The following is an 18,156-nucleotide window of genomic DNA, read 5'->3' as shown; positions in this document are numbered from 1 at the left end:
TTAAAGCCGCTCGATGATGGTGGCGTTCGCCATGCCCATACCTTCGCAGATGGCAAGCAGCCCGTAGCGCCCGCCGCTCCGTTCCAGTTCATGCAGCAGCGACACCATCAATTTCGCGCCAGTCGCCCCGAGCGGATGGCCCAGTGCAATCGCTCCGCCGTTGACATTCAGCTTTTCCGGATCGCCCCCGATATCCGCCAGCCAGGCAAGCGGCACCGGCGCGAACGCTTCATTGACTTCGTAGCGGTCCATGTCTTCGATTCCAAGCCCTGCCTTCTCCAGCACTTTCTTCGTCGCTGCAATCGGCCCGGTCAGCATCAGCGTCGGATCCGAACCGACGACCGTGCGCGCCACGATGCGCGCTTTCGGCGTTAAGCCCAGCTCGTCCGCTTTCTCGCGCGACATCAGCAATACCGCGGAAGCGCCGTCGCTCATCTGGCTGGCATTCCCTGCCGTAATGACGCCGTCTTCCTGGAATGCCGTCTTCAGCCCCGCCAGCACTTCCATCGTCGTTCCCGGACGCGGGCCTTCATCGGCAGCCACTGTCCGTTTTCCGCCGTCGCCTTCTTCCACTTCGACCGGCACGATTTCCTTTTCATAGTTCCCGCTGTCGATCGCCCGCTGCGCCCGCGCGTGGCTTTCGACGGCGAAAGCATCCAGCTGTTCCCGCGAGAATCCCCATTTTTGCGCAATGCGTTCTGCAGACAAGCCCTGGTTGATGATTTCGTACTGCTCTGTCAGCTTTTTGCTCGGTTCCGCCCCTTGCATGTTCGAAAACATCGGAACCCGTGTCATGCTTTCAACCCCGCCTGCGATGACGATATCCATATCGCCTGCCATGATGGCCTGTGCGCCGAAATGGATCGCCTGTTGGCTCGAGCCGCATTGGCGGTCAATCGTGACACCCGGCACGTAATCTGGGAAGCCGGCAATGAGCGCTGCCGTCCGGGCGATATTCCCGCCTTGTTCGCCGGACTGCGAAACGCAGCCGAGAATGACGTCTTCCACAGCACCCTTCTCAACGCCTGCACGCCCGATCAATTCCTCTAATACCAATGCCGCCAGTTCATCCGGACGCGTCCCGGCGAACATTCCTTTGCGCCGGCCGACCGCCGAACGCACGCCTTCTACGATTACAACTTCTCTCATAATTTGCACCTCATCTTCAAATTTTATATGTGAGCGTTTTCATTTTCCTGAATTGAATGACTATTCACTCATTAAAGTTATTGTACAAGAATACCCTTGTAAATGCCATAGAAAAAATCCCGCAGAAGCTCTGCGGGATTCGGGGTTTATTCTTCTATCAAGCCTTGCTCCACCAAAAATTCACGGGCCACATCGCTCGCCACTTCCTGATCGACGTCGACTTTGGCGTTCATGGCCAGCATCTCTTCTTCGCTGATCTGCCCGGCCAACCCGCTCAACACTTCTTCAAGCTCTGGATATTCTTCGAGCGTCTCCATCCGCACGACAGGTGCAGCGTCGTATTTCGGGAAGAACGATTTGTCATCTTCGGTCGTCTCTAGATCGAACAAATTGATCCGGCTGTCGGTCGTAAAGGCCGGAATGACATCCACGTCCCCGTTTTTCACCGCTTCATACATGATGGCCGGATCAAAGCTCTCGGTCGCCGAGAATTCGAAGCCATATGTCTTCACCAGATCGTCATAGCCGTCCCCTTGTCGTTCGTAGAATGGGTGCGGCGCGCCGAACGTCATGTCTTCAGACTTGGAGAGTTCGGCCAGGTCGGAATAGGTCTCTGCCACAAAGCTGCTGTCTTTGGAGAAAGCGAGGGTGTAGCCGTTCTCGAATCCGAGCGGCTCCAGCCACGTTGCCCCCAGCGTTTCTTCATAGCCTGTCCGCACCCGCTCGAGCACTTCCTCGGACGACTGGCCCGGCTCCGACTGCTCTTTCAGGACATCCTTCAACCCTGTTCCGGTGTATTCCACATACATATCGATATCGCCTTTTTCAAGCGCCGGCGTCAAAATCGACACTTCCCCGAGGCCGTCTTCGTACTCGACCGTATAATCGGAATTCGCTTCGATATACTGCCCAAGGATATGCGGCAGGATGTACTGCTCCGTCCACGGCTTGCCTCCGATAACGATCGGATCTAATTCACTTTCGCCTGACGTGCCTCCGCATCCTGCCAAAACAGCCGAAGCTGCCAATAAAATCAATGCTGCCGGTTTTCTCATGTTTCTTCCCCCTTTAAAGTTTCAATCCTTTAGGCGTCGCCCGTTTTTCAATCCATTTCAGGACCAGGTCAAATCCGATGGCCAGCAAAGCGACAGGCAGTGCCCCAGCCAGGACCAGCGAATTGTTGTAGGACTGCAGCCCGCGGTAGATGATATCCCCGAGGCCGCCTGCACCGACAAATGTTGCCAGCGTCGCGATGCCGACCGTCAGCACGGTCGCGGTCCGGATGCCCGCCATGATAAATGGGAGCGCCAGCGGCAATTCAATCTGCCGCAGAATTTGTGTCCGCGTCATTCCCATGCCTCTGCCGGCTTCGATGATGGAACTGTCCACGCCTGTGATTCCGGTATAGGTATTGCGCAGGATTGGAAGGAGCGCATAAATGATGAGGGCGATCAGTGCCGTCGGAGATCCGATGCCGAGAATCGGCACCAAAAAGCCAAACAGCGCCAAGCTTGGAATGGTCTGAAATACTGCGGTCACGCCTATAATCGGCTCCGCGTATTTCCGGTAGCGGGCAATGAGGATGCCTGTCGGAAGTGCAATTGCGACACCGACCGCTACCGCCACAAATGATAAATAGATATGTTCCAGGAAAGCAGTCTGAATCATTTCCTGCCTGGCCGCCAACGTATTCAGGAAGTTGTTCAATTCGATGTCCCCCTATCCTTTTGAAGGGCCGCCTTCAACAAATCGCGCTCAGCGGCGTAAGCCACCACATGCCCGCCTTCCGTGATGGCAAGGCGGCTGTGCGGGCTCGCTTCAAGCTGCCTTGCCGCTTCTTCGATGCTCGCAGAGGAATCGATCTTTCGGGCATCGCCGCTCCAATCGGCATCAAACTGGAATACGAATTCCTTGAGTTTCTTCTCGCCAAACGCCCGCTGCCGGTTGATCCGTTCAGTCCCGATAAAGTCGCGGACAAAATCATTGGCAGGCTCCGCCACCAGTTCCTGCGGCGTGCCGATCTGCTCCACCTGCCCTGCACGCAGAACGATGATCCTATCAGCGATTTTCAGTGCCTCGTCCATGTCATGCGTCACAAAAACGATGGTCTTTCGGATTTCCTGCTGCAGGTTCCGCAATTCATCCTGCAGCTGCTCCCGGCTGATCGGGTCAAGCGCCGAAAAAGGTTCATCCATCAAGATGATGTTCGGATCGCCGGCCAGCGCCCTGACGACACCGACCCGCTGCTGTTGGCCGCCGCTGAGTTCAAGTGGATAGCGGCTCCAATACGTATCCGGTTCAAGGCCGACAAGCGAAAGCAATTCCCGCGCCCGCACTTCTGTCTTGTCTTTCGGCCAACCGAGAAGCTTTGGCACCATCGACACATTGTCCGCAATGGTCATGTGCGGCATCAGCCCGATCCGCTGAATGACATAGCCGATCGAACGGCGCAGTTTGACTTCCTCCAAACCGGTGATCGGCTCTTCGTCGATGTAGATCTCGCCTTCGGTCGGTTTTTCAAGTTTATTGATCATTTTCATCAATGTTGTCTTTCCGCAGCCGCTCGGCCCGATGATGGCTGTGAGCTGATGCGCCGGAAACGCCAGAGAAATGCCTTTCAAAGCTTCTGTGCCGTCCGGAAAACGTTTAGTGACATTGTCAAAGCGAATCACTGCATCCGCCCCTTTCCATTTGTTTCGCTTTCTTCTTTACCCTTAACCCCGGCACGCTACTCCTGATTTTCCAGCGCTTTGATGGCGGCCGTCAATTCGTTGAAACGGCGGTCAAGTTCCCCGTACGCCTTGTCTCCGGGCTTCAGGAAACTGAGTTTGCCAAGAACGGCTTGGCGTTCGGTATCCAGCTGCAAAAAATCCCCTTTAGGCCGGCTCGGCGGCTGGCCTGCCCACTCCTTGTAGGTGTCTTCGAATTTCTTAACCTTTCCATCTTCGAAAACCAGCACTTTGCGGGCCAGCTTTTCCATAAAATAACGGTCATGGGAAGCGAACAGCAGCGTCCCCGAAAACGACTCGAGCGTCCGTTCCAACCCTTCCCTTGAAGGCAGGTCCAGGTGATTGGTCGGTTCATCCAACAGCAGGACATTGCAGTCATGGAGCATAAACTCCATCAGCTTCAATTTGACCCGCTCCCCCATGCTCATATGCCCGATCGGCTCCAGCCAGTGCCGCTTTTCGAATCCCAGATTGTCCATCAAGGTGCGGGTCCGACCGCCCTGCGCGTAACTGCCCGAGCCGAACATTTCCGCTGGCGTTTTTCCTTCCGGCAAATCAAAGACATCCTGGCTCAAGTACCCGATCTTCATGCCGCTTGTCACCCAAATCTCACCCGTGTAATCCTCCGCTCCCATAAACATCCGGAACAAGGCGGATTTCCCGCTGCCGTTTTTGCCGGCCAACCCGATCCGCTCCCCTTGCTGCACTGTAAACGAAACATCCTCGAACAGAACCCGGCTGTCGTAGCTTTTCCCCGCTCCCTTCACTTCCAGGACGCGCTTGCCTTTTTTGGCTGCACCACCGATGCCGAATTTCACATCCACTTCTTCCTTCGGCTGGCTGACCCTTTCTTTTTGGAGCTCTCTTTCGAGCCGGTTGCGCTTGCTTCCGATCTGCACATCCATGCGCTTGGCCTTGGAACGGTAAAACTCCTTGAATCCGTCCTGTTTTGTCGAGTCAGCATGCGCTTTTCCGGACCAGGACTGCAGTTCCGAAATCTGCTGTTCGACTTTGGCGATTTCCGCTTGCTGCTTGTCGTACTTCCGCGTCTGCGTCAATTGCCGATGTTCTTTTTGTTCGCGATATGCACTGTAATTCCCTTCATAAGCCGTGAGTTTTTTGCCCTCGAGTTCCCAGATGCGCGTTGCCGCGCTGTCAAGAAAGTGGCGGTCATGCGAGACGATGAGGAGCGTCCCGCGGTAGTTTTTCACTTGTTCCGTGATGAGTTCCACGCTCCCGGCATCAAGATGGTTTGTCGGTTCATCGAGCAGGAGCACCTCGGCCCCTTCCGCAAAGGTTTTGGCAAGCCGCATTTTAATCGCTTCTCCGCCGCTCAGCGCGTCCCGTCCTTCCGGCACGTTCCATTTGGTTTCCAGCACGGCGCTTTCGGCAGTCCGCGCCTCCCCGAGAAACTCTCTCACTTCCTGTTCCAGATAGGCGATCTTCGGACGCCGCCCGCTCCATTGGACGGCAGAATCGCCGCGCGCGATGGCATTGAGCAGCGATGATTTTCCGGACCCGTTCACCCCGACGATGCCAATCCGTTCACCGGCATGAATTTCAGCGTGCACGCCCTCCAAAATCACTTCTCCGTTAAAGCCGATTTCCAGTTTGTTCAATCTTCCTATGATGGCCATTGCCATTCCCCCTTGCCGGAGAAATAAAAAAATTCCTCCGAATGATTTCCGGAAGAATTCGCATGCCCAACGAGCCGCCCGAAAGGCCGGGCCGTTGCTTGTTGGAACTGCCGCAAAATTGCCGCAGACCTTCCCTAGCCGGGAAGCATCAGCAGCCTGTATGTTTGCAGCTTTTCTAAAAATGGGCAGACGAATCCTATTTCACTAACGCGAACTTTTTGTTTTTCGCAGAAAAAGGATTAAAACTTCATCGGCCGCCCATCTTCCCTTCAATTTGATGCATCCAGTATACCACATTATTCCGGCTGCACTTCATCAAGCGCCAAGTGCACCGGATTGGCTATCTGGCTATAGCCGATTTCGGTGTAGATTTTATTGGATGTCGGGTTTTTCAAATCGGTGTACAGCATGGCAAAATCATATTCCTGGAGCAGCTCTTCCGTCACTTCAGCGACGAGCGTCCGGGCATAGCCTTTTCGGCGATGCTTTTGAGGCGTGAAAACAAACGAAACCGTAATGCCATGCTTGGAAGGCCGCGATTTTTTCATGCAGGACACGACTTCCCCGTCCACTTCCCAGACATATACTTCCTTGCCTTCGATGAACGAATCGATCCGGTGCGCCGCTTGGGCGGGCGTCGAGGATGCGATGCCGGTTTCCTGCTCGAACAAAAGCAGCCACTGTTCAAGAAGCGCTGCATCTTTTTTGCTGGCGACCCGCCAGGATCCCGGGCTTTTTTCCAGTTTGCGGTTGACAGCATCCGCCCGGTAAAGCCCCTGGTCCATCAGCACGTGGTAACTGCCTCCCATTTTCGCCGTCCACGCTTCCGCAAAACGCCGGGCCGTGCCGCGGTCTCCCACAATCGCTTCAACCACGATTCCTCCATTCATCAACCGCTCTGCAACCTGCGCTTCGATTGCCGGCATTTCCTTGAAGACGATCAGCTGCAGCGGATGCGGCGGCGTCATCAGGCAAGCTGCCGCCACTTCGTCGCCTTCAAAAGCGATCGCCAAAAAATAATCCTCGTAGCGCTCCGCCTTTATTTGCTCGAGAATCCCTAAAAAAAGGCTGTACTCGTCTTCCCGTTCATATAATAAACGCTCCACTTGCTCTGCGTATGCCAGCGGATCCGCATAAACTTTCCATTCCATGTTCCCACCCGCTTCCAATTAATCTCTCTGACTAATATGTATTAGCTAAATCTGGGAAATCTCCTGCCTGATTTCCCATTAAATTGTTCTTTGTCCACTTTCATCCCCGCAGCGTCTTGCCGATTCTCTCCAATATGGCAAAAACAGCCCCGACCAGAATGGTCGGAGCTGCCTTTTTTATTCCAGTTCCATTTGTTTGGTTTCGATTCCGAGGAAGGCAACGGCCAAAGCGCCAATGACGATAGCAACGCAGAATATCGCGAAAATCCAGCCGACTCCATAATCAGCGGCAAGCATCGTACCGACCAAAAGCGGTCCCAGGATTCCGCCGATACGCCCGAACGACGCAGCCATTCCGGTGCCGGTGCCGCGGATGACCGTCGGATACTGCTCCGGAGAATACGCATAAAGCGCGCCCCAGGCCCCGAGATTGAAGAACGACAGGAAAATCCCGGCCCCGATCAGCATGCCAACTGTTTCCGCGTTGCCGAATACCAACGCGCTTGCTGCGGTTCCAAGCAAGTACGTGACAAGCACAAACTTGCGCCCTGCCCGTTCAATAAGCCAGGCCGCCGAGAAATAGCCCGGCAATTGTGCGAGCGTCATGATCAAGACGTATTTGAAGCTTTGGATCAACGTAAAGCCTTTGAGCACCATGACGCTCGGCAGCCACAGGAACATGCCGTAATACGAAAAGACCACGGTAAACCAGACGATCCAGAGCATCAATGTCGGACGCAGGTATTTCTTGGACCATACTTCTTTAACATTCGTCGATACGGAACGCAGGACATTCTTCTTCGCCGAAAACTGCGGCGAGTCCGGCAAATTGATGCGCAAGTACAATGCATAAAGCGCCGGCAATGCCGTGATGATCAATGCGACCCGCCAGCCGAATTCAGGAATGATGAAATACGAAATGATAGCAGCGAGAAGCCAGCCAGCAGCCCAGAAGCTTTCCAAAAGCACGACGACGCGTCCGCGCTCTTTTGCCGGGACACTTTCGGAGACAAGTGTCGACGCAACCGGCAATTCCCCGCCAAGCCCCATGCCGACAAAAAAGCGCAGGATCATGAATGCGGCGAGTGTTGTGGCAAAAGCAGAGACTCCGCTTGCGATAGAGAATAATAAGAGCGTGATGATAAATATTTTCTTTCTTCCTACACGGTCGGCATAAATCCCGAAGACGAATGCCCCGACTGCCATCCCGATTGAGTTGACGCTGCCGATCCAGCCCATCTGCTGGACTGTCAAATTCCAATCCACTTTCAGCGCAGCGATGACAAAAGACAAAATGCCGACATCCATTGCATCAAAAAGCCATCCCAACCCTGCAACCCCGAGTAATTTATTGCGTGAAATCCCGGTGGAATTCTTCACCGATACTGTAGCCATTATAATCCTCCCTGTCTTTACACATGTAATATAGTGTCTTTACACATTCACTATACGCCGAGCCTGCCAGCGTGGCAAGACAGCTGTAAAAGTTCCATTTTTCCGAATAATCAACCGAAAGAAGCCCTACAATTTTACGCATGTAAAAAGCCTCTTTGTTCCCATACCCGGGAACAAAGAGGCTGACACTTTTCTTTTACGCAATCAACACCAAACTGATTGCCATGACCGCCATGCCGGCAATCAGGCCGTAAATCGACAGATGGGCTTCGTCGTAGCGCTTCGCTGCCGGCAGCAGTTCATCGAGCGAGATGAAGACCATCAAGCCCGCCACTCCGGCAAAAATGAGGCCGAACAGCGTGTCGCTGAGGAACGGCATTAAAATCAGCCAAGCCGCTATCGCCCCGATCGGTTCGGAAATGCCGGACAAGAAGCTGTACTGGAATGCTTTCCGGCGACTTCCTGTCGCATAATAGATCGGCACCGATACCGCAATGCCTTCCGGAATATTGTGGATTGCCACCGCTATCGCAATAGCGATTCCGAGGGCCGGATCCTGGATAGCCGACATGAATGTCGCAATCCCTTCCGGAAAGTTGTGGATACCGATTGCGAGTGCGGTAAAGATACCCATTTTCCGGAGCCGGGCGTACTCCGCATTGCTCGGCCCGTCGTCCATGTCTTCAATTGTCCGCACTTCATGCGGATTCCCCAATTGCGGCAAAATCCGGTCCAGCACAGCCATGAAGACCATGCCGCCAAAAAACGCAAGAATGGTCATCCAATAGCCCAAGGTGTCGCCGTGCGCCCCGACCAGTGAAACTTTGGCTTTCACAAAAATCTCGATCATCGAGACATAGATCATGACGCCGGCCGAAAAACCAAGCGAGACTGAAAGAAATTTTGTATTAGTGCGGGATGCGAAAAACGCGAGCAAGCTCCCGATCCCAGTCGCCAGACCGGCGAACAAAGTCAGCCCGAGCGCAAAAAGTACTGTACTATCCATAGACCCGACGTCCTTCCGTTCCAATGATTAATGTTATTGTACGCTAAAAGTTTCCTTCGCGCAACATTTTTCAACACGGAAAGGTTTCCCATTATTCTTTCATTTTTTAAACTTCAATAAGGCGCCGATCTTACGCCAGTCTTCCTCTTTCAAAGCGCGCACGGGCGGGTTGTAAAATACACTAGCAGGATGGAATGTCGGAAGTATATGGTAAGTCTGCTCAGTTTTTTCAAACCGCTGATTTTCTTCATTCCACTTCAAAATCGGCGTCTCCATCAGCACGCCGTGCAATTGCGTCACTCTGGCCTCGGGCCCTATAAGCCGCTGCAGCCCGATATTCCCGAGCGTCACAATCAGCGGCGGATCGATGTCCCGGATTTCTGCATCGAGAATGGGCGCATGGGCAATGATCTCTTTTTTCGTAGGTGCCCGGTTGTACTTCCGTTCGGTCTGTGACCCGTCGCGTTCTTTTTTGGTCCCCCATTTATAAGGCCGGCTGCGGACGGCACTTGTGATATAGACATCTTCGCGGGCAAGCCCGACACTGGAGAGCGACGCCATCAATTCCTTTCCGGCCCGCCCCGTAAAAGGTATGCGCGTTTCCACCTCATTTTCCCCCGGCGCTTCTCCTACAAGCATCAGCGCAGGACTGTCAGGCCCATGGCCCGGCACAAACCCTTCCACTGGAAAATCCTTGATCCTTTCAATGCCTAATTGAATCAAATCATCTGATATTTTATACATGCCATCACCTCTTTTTCAGTTTACTATATTCTTCATGTCACGTTTTCTAACATAAATTTAAAATAAAGCTTGCATTGTCTGAAAATATTGATTAATATGTTAACAAACCTAACATCAAGGAGGAGAGAACATGAAAAAGATTGAAACCATCATCCGTCCCTCGGTCTTCGCCGAAGTTCGACAAGCTTTGGCGCTTGAAGGAATTGACGGCCTGACCGTCACGGAAATCGCCGGAATCGGCAAACAGGAAGGGCGCACCGGCTTGTTCCGGGGAAATGCTTACACCATGGAATTCTCCCCGAAATTGAAATTAGAGATGGTCGTGGATGATTCCAAAGTCGAAGACATTGTCGAAGCCTTGCTGGAATACGCCGCCACCGGAGAAGTCGGGGACGGCAAAATCTTCATCCTTCCCGTTGAAGAAGCAATTCGCATCAGAACAAAAGAACGCGGCGCAATCGCCGTTGGTTAAGGAGGAGATCGGATGGAAGCAGTTCAAAGTTCAGTTGATATGTTATGGGTGATGCTCGGAACGATTTTGGTCTTTTTCATGCATGCCGGATTCGCAATGCTCGAAACCGGTTTTACCCGCTCTAAAAACACCTTGAATATTTTAATGAAAAACCTGATCACCGTCGGCTTAGGCTCGATCCTGTATTTCTTTGTCGGATTCGCGTTAATGTTCGGTACGTCCGCTTTCGGATTGATCGGCACGGATGGCTTCGTGCTTGCCGGCCGTGAAGACATCGGTTTCTTCGTTTTCCAGGCGGTCTTCGCCGCTACTTGCGCCACCATCATTTCCGGCGCAGTTGCTGAACGAATGAAATTGTCTTCTTATATCATGCTGACGGTCGCTATGACCGCCGTCATTTACCCGATTGTCGGACACTGGGTATGGGGAGGCGGCTGGCTTTCCCAAATCGGCTTTATTGACTTTGCCGGCTCCACCGTGGTCCATTTGACCGGTGCAACGGCAGCTTTCATCACCGCCTGGAAACTGGGTCCGCGCCTTGGCAAATACAGCGGCAGCATCGTAAACTCGATCCCTGGCCATAACCTGCCGCTCGGCGCATTGGGCGTCTTCATCCTTTGGCTCGGCTGGTTCGGTTTCAACGGCGGCAGCACTTTGGCCGCAGATCCTGAACTTGTGCCGCCCGTCATCGTGAACACCCTGCTCGCCGCATCGGCAGCGGTCATCTCCACTGCTCTTTATACCCGTTTGCGCTACGGTCGAATCGACCCGTCACTGACAATGAATGGAGCGCTTGCCGGATTGGTGGGCATCACTGCCGGAGCGGCGAACGTCTCCTTCCTCGGCGCCATGGCCATCGGCCTTCTCGCCGGCATCATCATGACCGAAGCCGTTCACTTGCTTGACTCGAAAATCCGTGTGGACGATCCCGTCGGCGCAATCGCTGTCCACGGCGTCGCCGGCATCTGGGGCACCATGGCGCTTGGCTTCTTCGACACAACGGGCGGCTTGTTATATGGCGGCGGCCCTGAAATCCTCGGCATCCAGACCGTGGGCGTCCTGGCGGTCATCGCCTGGACTTCCATTTCCTCCGGGCTAGTGGTCCTGGCAGTCAATGCCCTTTCGCCGATCCGCGTGTCCGCCGAAGAAGAAGAGAGCGGCCTGGACTTTTCGGAACACGGCTCACAGGCTTACGCTATGCAGGACGTCCTGCGCGGGTCCGCCCCTTCAACCGAATCCTTTGCCACACGGCTGAATAAAATAGGCGAGAAGCCTGCGCCCACCAAACTTTGAGATTCCATACAAAAAAGCACGGCCGGATAAGGGCCATGCTCAGACTGTAGACAAAGGCTAATTTTACTGAATAGAGATGTATAAGCCCGACCCGGCTGGCCATCAGTTCATAAAAGAAAGGTCAAAGGAGAAAAAGCACTACTTTTTCTTCTTTGACCTTTTTAATATTCTATAACAGCTGATGGGAATGGAGGCGGCGACTCCAGCGGGACAGCGAAGTGCCGAACTAACTCGGACGCCAGTCAATGCTTGACCGAAGCTTGCGAGGGCAAGTATTTGCGACGAGCTTGCGCAGGAGCACAGGTTCTTTGTTAGTTCGGCGCGAGCCCGCGGAAAGCGTCCGCCGCAATTGACATCAGCCCACCATTTTTATTGCGGAGAACCGCAGCGATTCTTTCTTATCTTACTGCGTGCACATGGTAAGTGTTCTGGGAGGATTCGATGACGTGATCAGGTTTCGGTTTCCCGAGGTTCGCCTTATGGCCGGCGATGTGGTCGGGATGCTTTTCCCAGTTCTTCCAATCCGCTTCGGATTCCCAGCGGACATAGACGATCACTTCTTCATCGCCGCGCCGGACGTTCTTCTTCAATACGGTCCGGTCGATATAGCCTGGCTGCTTCTCCAGCTTCCCTTCTCCCGAAAAACGGTTCAGCACCCGCTCCGAAAATCCTTCTTTAACGACAATTCTTTTCATTTGGACAAACATGCAATTACCTCCTCTTCCTTCTATATAAAATGAAAACTCAGCAGGAAACTTCCCGCTGAGTGGCCGGTCTTTTATTCAAATGCCGATTCCATATCCGTCACCATTTGGCTGACCGACTCGAGTCCGCCACCTGACAGGTACCAGTAATCCGGATCCAGGTAGATGATTTTGCCGTCTTTATAGGCGTTTGTTTTTTGCACCAATTCGTTTTCAAGTGAATCTTTAGCGCTTGCATCCGCCCCTACTGCCGCATTGCGGTCAACGACGAAAATCATGTCCGGGTTCTTTTCGAGGATGTATTCGAACGAGATGCTCTGTCCGTGCGTGGATACTTCAATGCCTTCGTCAGCTTGCTTTACACCAAAAACATCATGGATGATGCCGAAACGCGAAGCTGCTCCATAAGCACTTACTTTGCCTTCGTTCGCCAACACGATCAGCGCTTTTGCATCGCTTTCGCTGACTTTCGCTTTCACTTCTTCAATCTGCACTTCTACTGCAGCCAGTTCTTCTTTGACCGCATCCTCTTTGCTGAAGATTTCACCCAATGTCGTCATGTTGCTTTTGAAAGATTCCATGTAATTGTCCGTGTCGACCGCCATGTGGATGGTCGGCGCAATTTCTTCATACTCTTCATACATATCCGCCTGGCGGCCGGAGATGATGATCAGGTCCGGGTCCAATGCATGAATCGCTTCAAAATCCGCTTCTTTCAGCGTGCCGACATTTTCGTATTTTTCCGTGTCTGCGTATTTTTCAAGGTAGCCTGGAAGGGATTCCTGCGGAACGCCTGCTACAGCTTCAATCCCTAATTTGTCCATTGAATCAAGAACGCCGAAATCGAAAACAACGACTTTTTTCGGGTTTTTCTCGAAAGTTGTCTCACCCAACTCATGTGTAACCGTCATTTCTTCTTTCTTTTCTGTTTCAGCAGAAGCGGTATCCGCTGCTTCTTCTGCTCCACACGCTGCAAGAACTGCAGCCATCACCAATGCGAATGCGATCAATAACCATTTTTTCATTTTGCCCGGGCTCCTCTATTCAATATTTTTAACGTATCATTTTCCAGCTCTTTGTTTCTTGTTCAGACTCCAATGGCCTTTTCTGCTTTTCTTAAGAATTAAAATAAACGCAGATCCGGCAATCGTTCATCTGTTGGATCGGAATATCCATATCGTAGATTTCCTTTAAGGCATCGCTTTGAATAATTTCTTCGGTGGTTCCGTCTTTAACGACACGGCCATTTTTCAAGGCCACGATGCGGTCGGAATAGACAGACGCAAAGTTGATGTCATGCAGCACGATCACCACTGTCTTGCCGAGTTCGTCCACCAATCGGCGGAGGATTTTCATGATCTGGACTGAATGTTTCATGTCCAGATTGTTCAAAGGTTCATCCAAAAGCACATAATCGGTGTCCTGCGCGATGACCATCGCAATAAAGGCGCGCTGGCGCTGGCCGCCGGACAATTCGTCCAAATACATATCTTCCATTTCTTTCAGATCCATATAACCGATCGCCTGGTCGACCATTTTTTCATCTTCGTCATTCAGGCGCCCTTTTGAATACGGGAAGCGGCCGAAAGAGACAAGTTCGCGAATCGTCAACCGGACATTCATGTAGTTGGATTGCTTCAGGATCGAAACCCGTTTCGAGAATTCATTCGACTTCAGTTTTTTCATGTTTGTCGAATCGATGAGCACCTCTCCGGTATCCGCATCCAAAAGCCGGCTGACCATGGACAGCAGCGTGGATTTCCCGGCTCCGTTCGGCCCGATAAAAGAGGTGATCTGCCCGCGCCGGATATCGACGGAGACATTTTCCACCACTTGTTTTTTTCCATACAGCTTTGTCAATTCACGGACTTGGATCATTTAGACCGACTCTCCTTTAATAGCAGATAGATGAAGTAAACTCCACCGATGAAGTTGATGATGACGCTCAGCGTGGTGTTGAATGTGAAGATCCGCTCGACCACCCACTGTCCGCCGACCAGGGCGATGATGCTGATGACAATCGCACCGGTAAGGATCACCGAATGCTTGTATGATTTGAAGAATTGATAGGATAAATTGGCGACGATCAAACCGAAGAAGGTTATCGGGCCGACCAGAGCCGTCGCGATGGCAATCAATACCGCCGACAGCACCAGCATGCCTTTGACCAGGGAGTCGTAATTGACGCCGAGGTTGACCGCTGTGTCACGCCCCAAAGACAGCACATCCATCGAGGGGTTATGGCGCCAGGCAAACGCGATCAAAAGCGCGATGATCACCAGCGATGTCCACACCAGATCGGCATTGACGTTGTTGAAGCTGGCAAACATCCGGTCCTGGACGACCTGGAATTCATTCGGATCGATCAGCACTTGCAGGAACGTGGAAATACTGGAGAAAAACGTTCCGAAAATGATGCCGATCAGCAATAGAAAGTAAATCGGCTGGTTGTCCCCTTTGAAGAGCAGCCGGTAGAACAGCAAGGCGAAGATGACCATGACGGCAATCGACAGCATGAAATTCACTTGCTTGTTGAGAATCGTAATGTGATCCGAACCGAGGAAGAAAATCAGCAAGGTCTGGAGCAGCATGTACAGCGAGTCGAGCCCCATGATGCTCGGTGTCAAAATCCGGTTATGGGTGATGGTCTGGAAAACGACCGTCGCGTAGGCAATCGCTACTCCGGTGAGGATCATGGCGAACACCTTCACACCTCGCCGCGGCAAGGCATAATCAAAGCTGCCGTTCAAATCCTGGAACAGGTAGACGCCGCATGCAGCCAGCGCCAAGACAATAAGGATAAGCATCTTATGTAAATCACGCATACGCTTTCCTCCTAAACAGCAAGAAGAGGAAAATGAAACTTCCGATGACGCCGACCATCAAACTGATGGAGATTTCATACGGGTAAATCAAGACTCTTCCTAAAATATCGCAGAGCAGCAAGAAGATCGCTCCAAGCATCGCCGTGTGCGGCAATGTCTTTTGGAGATGGTCCCCTTTGAAGATCGAGACGATGTTCGGGATGATGAGCCCGAGGAACGGAATCATGCCGACCGTCAACACGACAGTCGCCGTAATCAAAGCGACCAGCGTCAGCCCGATGTTGACGATGCTGCGGTATTTCAGCCCGAGGTTTTTGGAGAAATCCTCCCCCATCCCTGCTACCGTGAAGCGGTTGGCGTAGATATAGGCGATGATGAACACCGGCACGCTGACGTACAAAAGCTCGTAGCTGCCTTTCATGATCATCGAGAAGTCACCTTGCAGCCATGCGGACATGTTCTGGATGACATCCGCCCGGTAGGCAAAAAACGTTGTGATGGATGAAAGGATATTGCCGAACATCAGCCCGACAAGCGGGATGAAAATCGCATCCTTGAATTTGATGCGGTTGAGAATTTGCATGAACAGGAACGTCCCGGCAAGTGCGAAAGCGAACGCCACGGTCATCTTCTCAAGCATCGATGCGTTTGCAAACAGCAGCATCGAAACGAGAATTCCGAGCCGTGTGGCGTCAAGCGTGCCTGCCGTTGTCGGAGAAACAAATTTATTGCGGCTGAGCTGTTGCATGATGAGCCCTGCCATGCTCATCCCTGCTCCCGCCAGCAATATGGCGACCAGCCTTGGCAGGCGGCTGATCAAGAATATCTGAGTTTCTTCCGACTGGAAATCGAGCAAATCGATTGGACTGATATTGCTGACTCCGACGAATAACGAGACGAACGACAGTATGATCAGTATGGGAATTAAAACACGTTTTTTCATTACTGCCCCTCATCTTTCAACAATAAAATCTGAACACCAATTAACAATGATAATCATTATCAGTGCTGCACATTTCTTAGTATATCACTCGGGGAAGAACTATCAACACCTAAATGAGAATTATTTTCATTTAAACCTTCGTTTTTCCCAGTTGTAAAAAGTTTGCCACATTTGGAAATTGGTAATACGCGCTCCCTAGAAGATGTATTCCTAATTAAAGACCTGTGCTACTCTTCCATAATTTCGCATGAAATATTTCGATTCTAGAAACTTATATTCGTTTATTGGGCCGCTTTCGATTATACTTTTCTTTAGCACAAAACTTCATGAGGTGACTTCTAGTGAGATTAAAACAATTTTTCAGTTATTACAAACCGCATAAGCGCCTCTTCATCATCGACTTTTCCAGTGCGGTGATCGTGGCCATCCTTGAACTTGCGTTCCCGGTCGCTGTGCAATGGTTCATCGACGACCTGCTGCCGAGCGGCGAATGGAACACCATTGTAACCGTCAGCATCCTGCTGCTCGCTGTATTCGTGCTCAGCACATTTTTGCAGTTTATCGTCAGCTACCTGGGGCATAAACTGGGGATCAATATCGAAACAGACATGCGGGAGGAATTGTTCACGCATGTGCAGCGCCAGTCGTTCCGCTTTTTTGATAACATCAAAACCGGGCACGTCATGAGCCGCATCACGAATGATCTATTCGACATCGGCGAACTCGCCCATCACGGGCCGGAAGACGCCTTTATCGCCATCATGACGTTTTTCGGGGCATTCGGTATCATGTTCTGGATCAACCCGAAATTGGCGCTCGTCACGCTCGTCGTCATCCCGTTCCTCATCTGGCTCATCACATACTGCAACATTAAGATGAACAGCGCGTGGAGCAGCATGTACGGGAAAATCGCCGACGTCAACGGCCGCGTGGAAGACAGCGTCTCCGGCTCCCGCGTCGTCCAGTCCTTCACAAACGAAGAATATGAAATCAGCCGCTTCAAAAATGACAACGGCCGGTTCCGCCTCGCAAAACTTGTCGCTTATAAAGTCATGGCCGCGACCCATTCGAGCATCTATATGATGACGCGCCTCTTGACGCTCCTCGTCCTTGTCTACGGGGCATGGCTGAACTATCAAAACGAATTGTCGTACGGGGAACTGGTCAGCTTTGTGCTGTTTCTGAATGTATTGATCAAACCGATCGACAAAATCAGCGCGCTATTGGAGCTTTACCCGAAAGGTATGGCCGGCTTCAGCCGGTTCCAGGACTTGATGGACCAAGCGCCGGAAATCCTGGACAGCCCGGATGCCATTGAAGTATCCGGATTGAAAGGCAATATCACGTTCGAAGACGTCCACTTCGGCTATGACCAGTACAAGACGGTCCTGAAAGGCATCGACCTGGAAGTGAAATCCGGGGAAACGGTGGCTTTTGTCGGGCCATCCGGCGCCGGCAAGACGACCATCTGCTCGCTGATTCCCCGGTTCTACGATATCCAATCCGGCAGAATCGCCATTGACGGCATCGACATCCGCGACATGACGAAGCATTCATTGCGCTCGCACATCGGGATCGTCCAGCAGGATGTGTTCCTGTTCACCGGCACCATCCGCGAGAATATCGCGTACGGCAGACGGGATGCCAGTGAAGAAGAAATTTTGGCAGCAGCGAAGAAAGCACATTTGGAAGATTTCGTGAGCAAACTGCCGCATGGCTATGACACGCAGATCGGCGAACGCGGCCTTAAGCTGTCAGGCGGCCAGAAGCAGCGGCTCGCCATCGCCCGCATGTTCCTGAAAAATCCACCGATCCTGATTCTCGATGAAGCGACATCGGCGCTTGATACGGAAACGGAGCGCGTGATCCAGGAAGCCCTAGGCGAACTTGCCGAAAACCGCACAACGCTTATCATCGCCCACCGGCTCGCCACTATCCGCGACGCCGACCGGGTCATCGTCGTCACAGAAGACGGCATCGCGGAACAGGGCGGCTACGCTGAACTGCTCGAACAGGATGGCATCTTTGCCAACCTGCACCGCATCCAGTTCCAACAGTGATGGCAATAAAAGCCCTTCAGCAGAAATAAATAAACAGAAAGCCGCGCC

General features: G+C 52.4%; 17 protein-coding genes. 3 read left to right on the top strand and 14 right to left on the bottom strand.

Annotated elements, in window-relative coordinates:
- The 9 genes from ACTL32_RS14820 to ACTL32_RS14780 form a co-directional block, all read right to left on the bottom strand.
- Complete coding sequence (locus tag ACTL32_RS14820) at nt 1-1,149, bottom strand: thiolase family protein (protein ID WP_441342224.1); 1,149 nt, start codon at nt 1,147-1,149, stop codon at nt 1-3.
- Between the two features lie 146 nt (nt 1,150-1,295).
- On the bottom strand, nt 1,296-2,204 hold the full coding sequence (locus tag ACTL32_RS14815) for a glycine betaine ABC transporter substrate-binding protein (RefSeq protein ID WP_441342223.1): 909 nt from the start codon (nt 2,202-2,204) through the stop codon (nt 1,296-1,298).
- 13 nt (nt 2,205-2,217) lie between these two features.
- Nucleotides 2,218-2,856 (bottom strand): ABC transporter permease, encoded by a 639-nt coding sequence (locus ACTL32_RS14810; protein WP_377340914.1) that lies wholly within the window; start codon nt 2,854-2,856, stop codon nt 2,218-2,220.
- Complete coding sequence (locus ACTL32_RS14805) at nt 2,853-3,821, bottom strand: ABC transporter ATP-binding protein (RefSeq protein WP_441342222.1); 969 nt, start codon at nt 3,819-3,821, stop codon at nt 2,853-2,855. The genes ACTL32_RS14810 and ACTL32_RS14805 overlap by 4 nt, the downstream gene beginning before the upstream one ends.
- Nucleotides 3,822-3,877: 56 nt before the next feature.
- A complete protein-coding gene (gene abc-f / locus ACTL32_RS14800; RefSeq protein ID WP_441342221.1) occupies nt 3,878-5,515 on the bottom strand; it encodes a ribosomal protection-like ABC-F family protein in 1,638 nt (545 codons plus the stop codon).
- A gap of 296 nt (nt 5,516-5,811) precedes the next feature.
- Complete coding sequence (locus ACTL32_RS14795) at nt 5,812-6,666, bottom strand: GNAT family N-acetyltransferase (RefSeq protein WP_441342220.1); 855 nt, start codon at nt 6,664-6,666, stop codon at nt 5,812-5,814.
- Nucleotides 6,667-6,843: 177 nt separating this feature from the next.
- On the bottom strand, nt 6,844-8,061 hold the full coding sequence (locus ACTL32_RS14790; RefSeq protein ID WP_441342219.1) for an MFS transporter: 1,218 nt from the start codon (nt 8,059-8,061) through the stop codon (nt 6,844-6,846).
- Between the two features lie 196 nt (nt 8,062-8,257).
- Nucleotides 8,258-9,067: a zinc transporter ZupT gene (zupT, locus tag ACTL32_RS14785; RefSeq protein ID WP_441342218.1), complete on the bottom strand. Its 810-nt coding sequence runs from the start codon at nt 9,065-9,067 to the stop codon at nt 8,258-8,260.
- Nucleotides 9,068-9,166: 99 nt separating this feature from the next.
- The gene (locus ACTL32_RS14780) at nt 9,167-9,811 is read right to left on the bottom strand and encodes a uracil-DNA glycosylase (RefSeq protein WP_441342217.1); all 645 of its coding nucleotides are present in this window, start codon (nt 9,809-9,811) and stop codon (nt 9,167-9,169) included.
- A 130-nt stretch (nt 9,812-9,941) separates the two neighbouring features.
- Between ACTL32_RS14780 and ACTL32_RS14775 the strand changes: the two genes are divergently transcribed.
- Both ACTL32_RS14775 and ACTL32_RS14770 read left to right on the top strand, forming a co-directional pair.
- A complete protein-coding gene (locus tag ACTL32_RS14775) occupies nt 9,942-10,283 on the top strand; it encodes a P-II family nitrogen regulator (protein WP_204893292.1) in 342 nt (113 codons plus the stop codon).
- Between the two features lie 12 nt (nt 10,284-10,295).
- On the top strand, nt 10,296-11,576 hold the full coding sequence (locus ACTL32_RS14770) for an ammonium transporter (RefSeq protein ID WP_441342216.1): 1,281 nt from the start codon (nt 10,296-10,298) through the stop codon (nt 11,574-11,576).
- A gap of 398 nt (nt 11,577-11,974) precedes the next feature.
- On the opposite strand, the gene ACTL32_RS14765 is transcribed toward ACTL32_RS14770, so the two are convergent.
- From ACTL32_RS14765 to ACTL32_RS14745, 5 genes are all read right to left on the bottom strand, one after another.
- Nucleotides 11,975-12,283, bottom strand: a complete 309-nt coding sequence (locus ACTL32_RS14765) for an antibiotic biosynthesis monooxygenase family protein (RefSeq protein WP_441342215.1) — start codon at nt 12,281-12,283, stop codon at nt 11,975-11,977.
- 71 nt (nt 12,284-12,354) lie between these two features.
- Nucleotides 12,355-13,305: a siderophore ABC transporter substrate-binding protein gene (locus ACTL32_RS14760; protein ID WP_441342214.1), complete on the bottom strand. Its 951-nt coding sequence runs from the start codon at nt 13,303-13,305 to the stop codon at nt 12,355-12,357.
- Between the two features lie 91 nt (nt 13,306-13,396).
- Entirely contained in the window at nt 13,397-14,158 is a 762-nt protein-coding gene (locus tag ACTL32_RS14755; RefSeq protein ID WP_441342213.1) for an iron ABC transporter ATP-binding protein, read from the bottom strand.
- Nucleotides 14,155-15,105, bottom strand: coding sequence for an iron chelate uptake ABC transporter family permease subunit (locus ACTL32_RS14750; RefSeq protein WP_441342212.1), 951 nt, complete (start codon nt 15,103-15,105; stop codon nt 14,155-14,157). Before ACTL32_RS14750 ends, ACTL32_RS14755 begins: the two co-directional genes overlap by 4 nt.
- Nucleotides 15,098-16,048 (bottom strand): ABC transporter permease, encoded by a 951-nt coding sequence (locus ACTL32_RS14745; protein ID WP_441342211.1) that lies wholly within the window; start codon nt 16,046-16,048, stop codon nt 15,098-15,100. Before ACTL32_RS14745 ends, ACTL32_RS14750 begins: the two co-directional genes overlap by 8 nt.
- A 341-nt stretch (nt 16,049-16,389) precedes the next feature.
- Here ACTL32_RS14745 and ACTL32_RS14740 point away from each other — a divergent pair, with 341 nt between their 5' ends.
- Nucleotides 16,390-18,108, top strand: a complete 1,719-nt coding sequence (locus tag ACTL32_RS14740) for an ABC transporter ATP-binding protein (RefSeq protein WP_441342210.1) — start codon at nt 16,390-16,392, stop codon at nt 18,106-18,108.
- Nucleotides 18,109-18,156 lie beyond the last annotated feature (48 nt).

The organism is Planococcus sp. FY231025, from assembly GCF_052078085.1.
Classification (GTDB): Bacteria; Bacillota; Bacilli; order Bacillales_A; family Planococcaceae; genus Planococcus.
This window is presented reverse-complemented; position numbering and strand designations above follow the sequence as displayed.